The organism is Halochromatium sp., from assembly GCF_054919635.1.
This window is the reverse complement of the sequence record NZ_JBUDPI010000105.1, coordinates 1-10,473: the sequence shown is the minus strand read 5'-3', so window position 1 is coordinate 10,473 and position 10,473 is coordinate 1. Positions and strand designations below refer to the sequence as shown.

The 10,473-nt window shown below is 60.6% G+C and carries 9 protein-coding genes and 1 pseudogene; all 10 read left to right on the top strand.

Translation table 11 applies throughout. From position 1 onward, the window contains the following. Positions 1–245, top strand: a pseudogene (locus tag ACY693_RS08470) (SpoVR family protein); the annotation flags it as partial. 401 nt (positions 246–646) lie between these two features. Next, complete coding sequence (locus ACY693_RS08465) at positions 647–2,626, top strand: L,D-transpeptidase family protein (protein ID WP_462321390.1); 1,980 nt, start codon at positions 647–649, stop codon at positions 2,624–2,626. A gap of 188 nt (positions 2,627–2,814) precedes the next feature. Beyond that, positions 2,815–3,870: an SPFH domain-containing protein gene (locus ACY693_RS08460; protein ID WP_462321389.1), complete on the top strand. Its 1,056-nt coding sequence runs from the start codon at positions 2,815–2,817 to the stop codon at positions 3,868–3,870. Between the two features lie 2 nt (positions 3,871–3,872). Further along, positions 3,873–4,820, top strand: a complete 948-nt coding sequence (locus ACY693_RS08455) for an SPFH domain-containing protein (protein WP_462321388.1) — start codon at positions 3,873–3,875, stop codon at positions 4,818–4,820. Positions 4,821–5,011: 191 nt separating this feature from the next. Continuing rightward, positions 5,012–5,299 (top strand): encapsulin-associated ferritin-like protein, encoded by a 288-nt coding sequence (locus ACY693_RS08450; RefSeq protein ID WP_462321387.1) that lies wholly within the window; start codon positions 5,012–5,014, stop codon positions 5,297–5,299. Positions 5,300–5,431: 132 nt separating this feature from the next. Next, positions 5,432–6,694: a glycosyltransferase family protein gene (locus ACY693_RS08445; protein WP_462321386.1), complete on the top strand. Its 1,263-nt coding sequence runs from the start codon at positions 5,432–5,434 to the stop codon at positions 6,692–6,694. Between the two features lie 297 nt (positions 6,695–6,991). Further along, on the top strand, positions 6,992–7,540 hold the full coding sequence (locus ACY693_RS08440; RefSeq protein WP_462321385.1) for a hypothetical protein: 549 nt from the start codon (positions 6,992–6,994) through the stop codon (positions 7,538–7,540). Positions 7,541–7,651: 111 nt separating this feature from the next. Continuing rightward, positions 7,652–7,831, top strand: coding sequence for a hypothetical protein (locus ACY693_RS08435; RefSeq protein WP_462321384.1), 180 nt, complete (start codon positions 7,652–7,654; stop codon positions 7,829–7,831). Between the two features lie 27 nt (positions 7,832–7,858). After that, positions 7,859–9,826, top strand: a complete 1,968-nt coding sequence (locus ACY693_RS08430; RefSeq protein ID WP_462321383.1) for an alpha-amylase family glycosyl hydrolase — start codon at positions 7,859–7,861, stop codon at positions 9,824–9,826. Between the two features lie 199 nt (positions 9,827–10,025). Continuing rightward, the coding region (locus ACY693_RS08425; protein WP_462321382.1) for an adenosylcobinamide amidohydrolase at positions 10,026–10,473 on the top strand (448 nt) is incomplete at its 3' end.

The following is a 10,473-nucleotide window of genomic DNA, read 5'->3' as shown; positions in this document are numbered from 1 at the left end:
GGCACCTTCGACAACGGCTTGCGGACCAATATAACCTTGGTAGTCGAGAGCCTAATATCCAGGCCTACAATGTGGATGTGCGTGGCGATCGTTCACTAACGCTGCGACATTTTCGGTACAATCGGCGCCCATTGGGCGATTCGCTTGACGAGATGCTCAAACATATTCGTCGTCTGTGGGGCTTTGATGTACGCATGGAGGCGGTCGATGAGCATGGCCGGGTCCAGCTGATCGGCGAGAGCTGAGCTTGCGCCTTGGTCTCGATCAAGCCACTGCTGGCCAAGGCTGTAACGGGCGACACCGGATTCACTAGCAGTCGGGTGGGATCATGACCAAGGCCGCCAGTTTCTGTCCGATCTCATCCAGTTCGATCTCATCCCGCTCGATTGCGTTCCTGCTGAGCGGCTCCCTGGCGTTCATTGTCTGTTGCGTTAGCGATCAGGCCCAAGCTCAGACCCCAGCTCAGACCCAGGCCCCCGAGCAGACCCCAGCCGCATCCGACTCATACGCTGCGATCGACTCTCGAGCTGAGGCGGAGGCCCCAACCCAAGCCAGCGAGCCGGCAAGCGATCCAACTGACCCTGAAGGCCAGACACCGAGCGAGAGCGATGACAGGGCCCCAGAGCCGCTGGCGTCTGGTGACCGGTTGCGAAAGCATCGCGAAGGACCTGGTACGGGAGGGGCTGACGAGGGCTTCGATCAGGCGATCTCCGGGCTGCCGCTGTTCTCGGCGCGTCTACTGCGCGAGATCTACGAGGCACGCGATTTTCTCCCGGCTTGGAGCTCGACGCGGGCGCAGTCGATGCTCGATCTTGCCGATGGCAGCGTCGCGCATGGTCTAGAGCCCAACGATTTCAACGCCGACGCCATCCGTGCGCTCCTGGCGGAGATGACGCTCAAGGCCAGCGATAACGTCGAGGAACGCTGGCGCGCCGAGCTAATTCTCAGCGACGCCTTGCTGCGCTATCTGCATCATCTCCAATACGGCAAGCACAACCCGAAGGAGATCAACCCGGACTGGACCTTCGTCGATTCGGTGGACGCTGCCGACCTCCGAGTCGAGATGCAAGATGCGCTGGCCGCCGCAGACCTGACCACAGCGGTCGATGCCATGTTGCCCAAGGCGCCATTCTACGAGCAGCTCAAGCTTGGCTACGGACGCTATCTCGCGCTCAACGAGCGTCTGCAGCTCGAGGGTGGCTGGACGCCGATACCGGGCGGAGCCAATCTGAAGATCGGCATGCGCGACCCGCGCCTGCGGCGGATTCGTGATCAGCTCACGCTCCTTGACGGTTATGAGTTTCCGCCGACGGCTGAGCCGGACATCTACGATCAGGCGCTTTACGACGCCATCCGTGAGCTCCAGGGGCGCTCCGGTCTGGCCCAGGATGGCATCATCGGTCCACGCACGTTAGCAGCATTGAATCATCCGTTCGATGATCGATTGGCGTCGATTCGTGCCAACCTCGAGCGGATGCGCTGGCTCTACCATGAGCTGCCAAGCGACTATCTGTTGGTCGATATCACCGCCTTCGAGCTTGAGATGGTGCGTGATCATCAGCCGGTTTGGAGCACGCGAGCGGTCGTTGGCACCGAAAAGAACCAAACGCCCATGTTTCGGGATGCGATGGAGCATCTGGTGTTCAACCCCACCTGGTCGGTGCCGCGCTCGATTCAAAAGACCATGCGTGGTGTTCCCGGAGATTACCGCGTGATTGATCGGCGTACGGGTCGCCGCGTCTATCCGTCCAATCCCACCGACCATCGGCGCTACCGTCTGGTGCAGCAGCCGGGTCCCCGCAATGCGCTCGGCCGGGTCAAGTTCATGTTTCCGAACGGGCACGCGATCTATCTCCATGACACCCCGAGCCGGCACCTGTTTGCGCGCGGTCGTCGCTCCTACAGTCATGGCTGTGTCCGTGTTCAGGAGCCTCTGGACCTCGCGCGGGAGATCTTGGCTGAGCAAGATTGGGATATGGGAGCGATCCAACGCGTCGTTGATCGCGGCCGCACCCGCTATGTGAATCTCAATGAGCATTTGCCAGTGCTGCTGTATTATCTCACCGCACGCGCCGATGAGGAGGGGCGCATTGGCTTTCGGCACGATGTCTATGGGCGTGATCCAAGCCTGCTTGCCGCGCTTGAGGTGCCGCCAGACGCAGACCGTATCGTCTTTCGTGAGCTCCCTGAGACTGAGGCCGAGGATGAAGACGAGCCCCAGCAGACACCACTGGCTGGAACAACGCCGATGCGGAAGCAGCGGACCGATACATCCATCCCGCCCAAGACTCACACTGATGAGCGTGACGGGGGGCTGCAGCCTGAAGTCGCTACGCAAGACGGGCTGACAGCCTCTGCCAAGCAACGGCCCGCGCCTGATCCCTGGTGGGGACTATCGATGAGCGCCCAGATTGCGTCCGCTCGCCCTGACCTGACAGAGTCGCAAAGGCTTCGGCCGGAGCTCAGCCCAGCCGACCTCTCAGCCGACCTCTCAGGCGAGATCACGACCGATCTTGACGAGCCGACGGCGGGCTGGCGCTCTCATCCTCTTCGTGCACAGGGATCGGTCCCCGCTCAGCTCGATCTTCGTCCGGCGTTGATCGACGCTGCGGCTCCGGGTGGCTGAGTCGGAGCGAGCTTCTGGCTTTGAGCTCCTGCTCCCGACTCTGGACTCCCGGCTCTGGGCTCCCAACGCTGGGTGTTCTGGATTCTGGGCTCGGGACGACGAAGCGTCGGCAACGGGTCGCTTAACCCCGTGGGCCGGGCCTGTTCACATCCCTGTTCGCAACCGCTTTTCCAATCATGGGGGTCTTGATGTTGCTAATCGCGTTCCTGTTAGGGCTTCTTGTCTATATCGTTATCAAGGTCTTTATCCGCGCCCTCTACACGGTGAAGCCCAATGAGCGCGCGGTGCTTACATCGTTCGGCCGGGCAGTGCGGCTCGGCGAGGGTCAATGGGTTTCCGATGACAGCCTGAATGAGGATGAGCGTGAGCGCTACCGCTTCCCGCAGCTGCGCGTGATTGGGCCGGGTGGACCCTACTTTAAGTGGCCCTGGCAAGAGGTGCACAAGGTCGATATTGCCACCCAGTCGATCGATCTGACCTGGGACCCCACCAAGCGCCAGAGCACCATTGAGGCAGTGACCAAGGACAATCTCACCACCGGCGTTGACGGCCAGATCCGTTTCCGTGTGGCTGAGGGGAACCTCTATGCGTACTGCTTCGGCGTGGATAGCCCGCTTGAGCATGTGATGGGTTATTTCATTGCCGTACTGCGCGAGCGCATCGCCAACTTCGTCGATCCGAAAGGGCAGAGCCTGGTCGATACCGGTGACGTCTCCGGCGAGGCGGCGAGCGCAGCGGTTGAGCTGACCGAGGGGGTCTCGATCAACGATCTGCGTAAGAACCTGCCGCTGCTCAACGATTACATGGAGAGCCAATGCCGCTCGACGGGGGCGCGCTACGGCATCGAGCTGGATGCGGCGTTGATCACTCAGATCGACCCGCCAACCGAGGTGGATCGTGCCCTTTCTGCAATCAACAGCACGCGCAATCAGGTCGCCGCCGATATCAGCACCGCGCGCGCTGACGCCGAGCAGCAGATCACGATGAGCAAGCGCGCGGTCGATATCGCCAGCAATAATGCCCAAGCCGAAGTCGCGCCGCTGCGCGAGCTGGCCTCAACCCTGATGGGCATCAAACGCACCGGCGGGGCCTCAGCCTTGCGTGCCTATATCCGCAACATGCGTATCCCACTGCTGAAGCAGGCGAAGCGCATTGTTCAGGTCGCGGGTCCCGCGGCGGATGAGAGCACAGCCACGGTGACTGGACTCAGTGCCGCTGATCAGCCTGCTCGCGGAGGTGCCTAGTCATGCCAATGGATACATTCTCTCCCTTGATCGCCTTTGTGCTCGGCATCGTCGCGATCCCGGTGCTGCTCGGTATTGCGCGACGCTTCGGCCTCTATGCGGTGGTGCGTGAGCGCGAATCCCAGGTCTTTACGCTCTTCGGCAAGGTCATCGGCACCCTCGATGAGCCGGGTCTGCGATTTCCCATCGCCTACTTCGGTCCCAAGGCGCTGCTCGTGGCCTTCTTCGGCAACCGTTATCTCGTGAACACGGCATTGCGGCAGTATTACCTGCGCGATCTGATGGTGAACTCGGAGGAGGGCACACCGATGGGCGTCGGCATCTGGTACGAGATGCAGGTCTGCGACCCGGTGGCCTATCTGTTTACCAATGCAAACCCTGAGGGCTCGCTGCAGGCCAATGTCGCCAGCTCGACCATCTCCACACTCTCCAACCTGGAGATGGACAAGATGCTCGAGGATCGTCATCAGCTCAGCCGCAAGGTTCGGGCAACGGTCTCCCCGTTGTCGGAGAAATGGGGCTACAAGCTCGGATCGGTCTATATCCGTAAGGTGGCCTTTACCGATCGGCAGATGGTGGACAACATCACCGAGAAGGTTGTCAAGCGCCTGATTCAGGTCACCAGCGCGATGAAGCAGGATGGCGAGAACCGCGTTGGACTGATCAAGAGTGAGACGGCCTTTAAGGTCTCGCAGAAGATGGCCGAGGCAGCAGCAACCCGTCCACGGGTGGTCGGTGAGGCCCTGAATGAGATCGCCCGCGAAGACCCAGAGACGCTGGCTGCGGTGATGGAGGTGATGGAGACCGAGCAGCTCATCGCCTCTGGTGCCGAGGTCGATGTGCTGCCGCGCGATGCTCAGGTGCTGGTCTCGGTGGGGCCGGCCGGTCGCGGAGCAGGCAGCAGCGCGGGTGCCTCTGGGCTGTCGCTGGATGCGAGCGCCTTCTCCTAAGGTCGGTCGAACCGGGTTCAATACCGGGTTCAATGGGGCCAAAGCGCGTTGTATTCTGGCGCGAGGATTCGGACAATGAAGGCTGCTGGATGATTGCCAGAGCGCGCAGCTCGTGCGCTCAGGCTCAGTTGGCCCTATTCGTTTCTTTTTTCGGGTCGCTCGCGGCGACCCTGTTGTATCGGAGATAAGCGATGTCGAACGAGGGATATCATGAGCCGATCGCTGAGCTATCGGATGCAACGCGCGATATGCACCGCGCGATCGTCTCGCTGATGGAAGAGCTCGAGGCCGTCGACTGGTACAACCAGCGCGTGGATGCTTGCAAAGACGTCGAGCTGCGAGCCATCCTCGCCCATAACCGAGACGAGGAAAAGGAGCATGCGTCCATGTTGTTGGAATGGATTCGACGTCGCGACTCGAAGTTCGATGACGAGCTGAAGGATTATCTGTTCACTGATAAGCGTATCGCCCACGAATAGCGTTTGCCACCGAGCCTCTGGCGCCGCTTCACCGGGCGCCGTTTTTGTGACAACCAATCAGCTGGCCGGCTCGCCCGGTCGGCTGTGCCTGCGGTCAATCGTCCCGCAATCCACGGCAGGAGTTGATAGCGCATGGCCGATTTCCACCAAGAACCGCAGATCACGACCCTTCACGGGCTGCATGAGGCCTTTGATCCGGATACCTATCTGAGCCGACTCGAGCGCAAGCTTGAATCCCATGCCAAGCAGGATCACATGTGCCTGCTGTTGCCGTCTCTGTTCAGTGAGATCAGTAATGGTGACGTGCTCGATCGGATCGTTGACCGGATCGCTGAGGTCCGCTACCTGCGCAGTATTGTCGTGGCGCTGGGCGGCGCGCCCGAAGAAGCCCAGTTCCGTGAGGCTCAGGCCTATTTCGGGCGCTTGGCTCGGCCCGATTGCATGGTTCGAGTCGTCTGGGTTGATGGCCCGCGCATCCAGGGACTGTTATCCGAGCTAGGCGAGCGCGGTATTCCCACCGGGCAACAAGGCAAGGGGCAGTCGGTCTGGGTGACCCTCGGCTATCTGTTCGCGCGCGGCGAAGCCCATACCATCGCGCTGCATGACTGCGACATCGTCACCTACGACCGCACCATGCTGGGGCGGCTGATCGAGCCCGTGGCTAATCCAAACAACGCCTTTCAGTTCTGCAAAGGCTATTATGCGCGCATCTCTCCGAGCGAGCGATCGATGAAAGGGCGCGTGACGCGGCTGTTCGTGACCCCCTTCGTCGATACCCTGTCGCGCGTGATGTGCAATCAGGGCCTGCCCGAGCTTCAGCGATTCTTCGAGTACCACCGCGGTTTCAAGTATCCGCTAGCAGGCGAGTTCTGTTTTTCCTCGGATCTGGCCAGAGGGCTCAACATCGCCTACGACTGGGGGCTCGAGGTTGCGACGCTGTCACAGGTCTACGATCAGCTCACGCGTCGGCAGGTGGCGCAGATCGATCTGGCTGCCAATTACGAGCACAAGCATCAGGAGCTGTCACCGCACGACACGTCCAAGGGATTGCACCGGATGGTGGTCGACATCGCCAAGTTCTACCTGACCTACATGCGCTCGCACGGTATTCCCCTTGACGACGCCTATGTCGATATGCTGTTGCATACCTACTATCAGACCGCGCTGACCTATGTGCGCAAGTACAGCTACGACGCTGATGTGAATGACCTCGTCTACGATCTGTATCAGGAAGAAGCAGCGGCAGGTCATTTTCGTGGCTTCCTCTGGGACGCCTGGATGCAGACCAAAGGGCCTCAAGAGGCCAAGCTGATCCCGTCATGGAACCGTGTCGCCTACAGCGTCCCGCTGGTCTACGAGCGATTGCTCGAAGCCGTTGAGGCCGACCACGTATAAGCCCGACCTTGAATGGAAGTCAGGGCGGACCCCAAAGCTGAGGCAAGATAGGGGCAGAACGGCCGAGGCCTTTGCTATCTCGGCGGCGATGGCGTGGGGTTTCACGGGCGTCGCGGTTGGTCTAGCCGATACCCGCGTTGTTACTATGTTAGAGGCGGCCATCGACGATGGTTGCTGGACCTGTGCCTCAGTGGTCAAGCGATGTGGACGATAGCCTTAGTGTGGACGCCTAGCGTGAACGAGGGCCCACGACCAGCTCGGCACAGCCTTAACTTGCCTAACAGAGGAGACGCCAACGTGTCTGAAGCCCTGATGACCGAAGACCAGCAAGCCAACAAGGCCAGTTGGATCAAGGTGCTGTTCGTGAGCCTGCCCTATCTCGCGCTCTATATTGCCTCGATCGTGCTGACGGCGATGACCGATGCCGATCCCGAGCGAGCGACCGAGCTGTGGAAGCTGTTCATGCCATTTGTGGCGCTGGTCTCGTTGATCGGCGGTTGGCATGGGTCCGGCGAGGGCACTAGAGAGAAGGCGGTCTACATCGGCAAGCAAGTGCTGTATTGGGGCGCAGTTTTGGTCGTGATCAATCTCCTCTTTATGGGTGATACTCCGCACTTCCTGAACGCTGAGAGTCAGGGCTTTGTCGTGGCCTATGTTTTGGGTCTCTCTGCGCTCCTCTCTGGCATCTACATCGACTGGAAGATGTCGGTCTTTGGTGCCTTCCTGATTCTCAGTACCATCGGCATCGCCTTCCTAGACGACAACGCCATGTTGATCAGTGTTGGCGGGGTCGCTGTCGCTGGCATCGCGGTGACGCTGATGCTGCGCCGTCGCAAGGACACCTAAGCGAGCGTCTTGGTATCTGCTTGTCTCCGACGGCGAACGCTCTAGTTCGCGTCGGAGTCCGCTCGACGCTGTTATTCCTCTCGAAGGTCCTAACCCAGGAGACATCCATCGATGCGCATGTTCGATGCCGAGAAGCAGGTGATCGCGGACCTCAGGGAGGAAGGGACGCTCGTGACTACGAAGCAGCTGCCGCTGTTTCAGATCTTCGTCGTTCGCCATCCGACGTTAGGGAAGCTGGTCCTGATCGAGGGCAATGATGGCAATGGCGCCGTCGTTGAGGTCGACAACTGAACGAGAGCTAAAAAGATCGAAGGATCAATGGATAACAAGACGCCGATCAACGACGAGCATTGGGTACGCGAGCAAGCGGACCGATCGCTTGCGCGCTTACTCCCCCGCCTCGAGCAGCGCTTTAGTGGCGATGTCGAAGAGGTTGAATGGCTCGGTTACCGTGAGCGGCTCGAGCGCCATTTTCCGCGCTTGTTTAAGCGCTTGTATGGCCTCTACGGGGGCTATTATGACTTCTTCTATCATCTTGAGAGCATCGTCGCCTCGGCGACCGAGATGTGGATCGCGCGCTCTCCAGAGCTTAAGGCTTTGGATGCGATGCGCGGTGCTGATCCGTACTGGTATCAGTCCAATCGGATGGTCGGTGCCATGTGTTACGTCGACCTGTTTGCCGGGGATCTGGCGGGTCTGCGCGAGCGCATCCCCTATCTGACCGAGCTCGGCGTCACCTACCTGCACCTGATGCCGGTGTTCCGCTCGCCCGACGGCGACAACGATGGCGGCTACGCGGTCAGTAGCTATCGCGAGGTCGATCCGGAGCTGGGCACCATGGAGGATCTCGCCGAGCTGGCCACCGAGCTACGTCATCATGGGATCTCGCTGACGCTCGATTTCGTCTTCAATCACACCAGCGACGAGCACGAGTGGGCGCGTGTAGCATTGGCCGGTGACCGGGTCCATCAGGGCTACTACCGGCTGTTCCCCGATCGCACGCTGCCGGATCTGTACGAGAAGACCATGCCCGAGGTCTTCGGTGAGGACCACCCTGGCGCCTTCACCTATCGCACCGGGATCAAGAAATGGGTCTGGACCACCTTCCACACCTATCAGTGGGACCTGAACTACGAGAACCCGGTGGTCTTCAACCGGATGCTCGAAGAGATGCTGTTCTTAGCCAATCAGGGCGTCGAGATCCTGCGCCTGGACGCCGTCGCCTTCCTCTGGAAGCGGCTCGGCACCAACTCGCAGAATCTGCCCGAGGCGCATTGGATCATCCAGGCCTTCAACGCCCTGGTCAGCATCGCTGCGCCGGCGATGGTGTTCAAGTCGGAGGCCATCGTGCACCCGGACGAGGTGCGCGAGTACATCAGCATCGATGAATGTCCGCTCTCGTACAACCCGCAGCTGATGGCCTTGCTTTGGGACGCGCTAGCGACCCGCGACGTGCGGGTGCTGCAGCGGGCGATGCGAAGCCGCTTCGCGGTTCCGTCGGGCTGCGCCTGGGTCAATTACGTGCGCTGCCACGATGATATCGGCTGGGCCTTCGCCAACGACGATGTTGAGGCGGTTGGCTTCGACCCCGATGCACATCGGCGCTTTCTGACCCGGTTTTACACCGGGCGCTTCGACGGTAGCTTCGCCAGGGGGGCTCCATTTCAGGAAGACCCGTTGACCGGTGACGCCAGGGTTTCTGGCACCTGCGCCTCTCTGACCGGGCTCGAGAAGGCGCTGGTCGAGGACGATGCGGCCGAGCTTGAGCTGGCGATCGGGCGCATCCTGCTCATCCACGGGGTGATCATCATGATCGGTGGTATCCCGCTGATCTATCTCGGCGATGAGATCGCGACCCTGAACGACTACGGTTACGATCAGGACTCCGAGAAGGTCGGTGACTCGCGCTGGCTGCATCGCAGTGCCTTCGACTGGGAGCGCGCCGAGCACCGCCGCGATATGGAAACCGTCTCAGGCCGGGTCTACCAGGGATTGCTGCGGCTGCTGCAGGTGCGCAGTCATAACCACGCCTTCGCGCGTGGCGACACGGAGCTGCTGGATACCGGTAATCGTCAGGTGTTTGGGTTCCTGCGCTCGAGCGAACAGTCCACCGTCTTCGTGATTGGTAACTTCAGCGAGCACCCACAGCGCCTCGAAGCCCGGCGCTTGCGCCAGATGGGGATGCGTAAGACCATGGTCGACCTGTTCGCGGGCCAGACCATCATTGCGACTCAAGAGCTGTTGCTGGAGCCTTATCAGCTGATGGCGTTGGCACGCTCCGCCTGATTTGCGCTAATTTGCGCTAATTTGCCCCGTATTGCCGTGAGTCGCCCTGATCCGCCGCTGTCTGGGCTGTTCTGTTAAGCCCTTTTCGCTCAAGGCTTCAGCTAAGCGGATTCAATTGCAGCACCTTGACACCTCCAGGTTGTCCAGATTCGAGTAACGGTCGGGACGACGAAGACCGTCTCGATCTCTGATTGCCGTCATGCGTTTGCGCGATACCGATCATTATTCTCTTCACCGCCATCGCCGCTTCCTCTGGGCCGAGCTTAAGACTCGGCACCGCGTGCTCAGTACCTGCAAGGTCAACGGCGGCCTGCGCGAGGATCTGACCCATATCGCGAACCATCAGAGCTGCGAGGGAGTTGGCCACAACCTGCAGTATCGTCGCAATCAGGCAAGGCTTTCGCGGCTTGATGGATTTCATGCGCAAGCCTGTGCTGATGCGGGTTTGCCCGCGGCGACCACCGCCTTGATGTCGACCGCGGCGAACATGCAGTGCGCGGTACTGGCGCAGGCCGAGCACGAGGAGCTTCGCGTCTCGGTGGTCGCCACCGCTGGGGTATTAGGAAACGCGACGCGAGCGGGTGACCCGGCGGGCTGGCACGAGTATCGCGAAGGTAGTCGTCCGATTCGACGCCCGGCTGACTCCA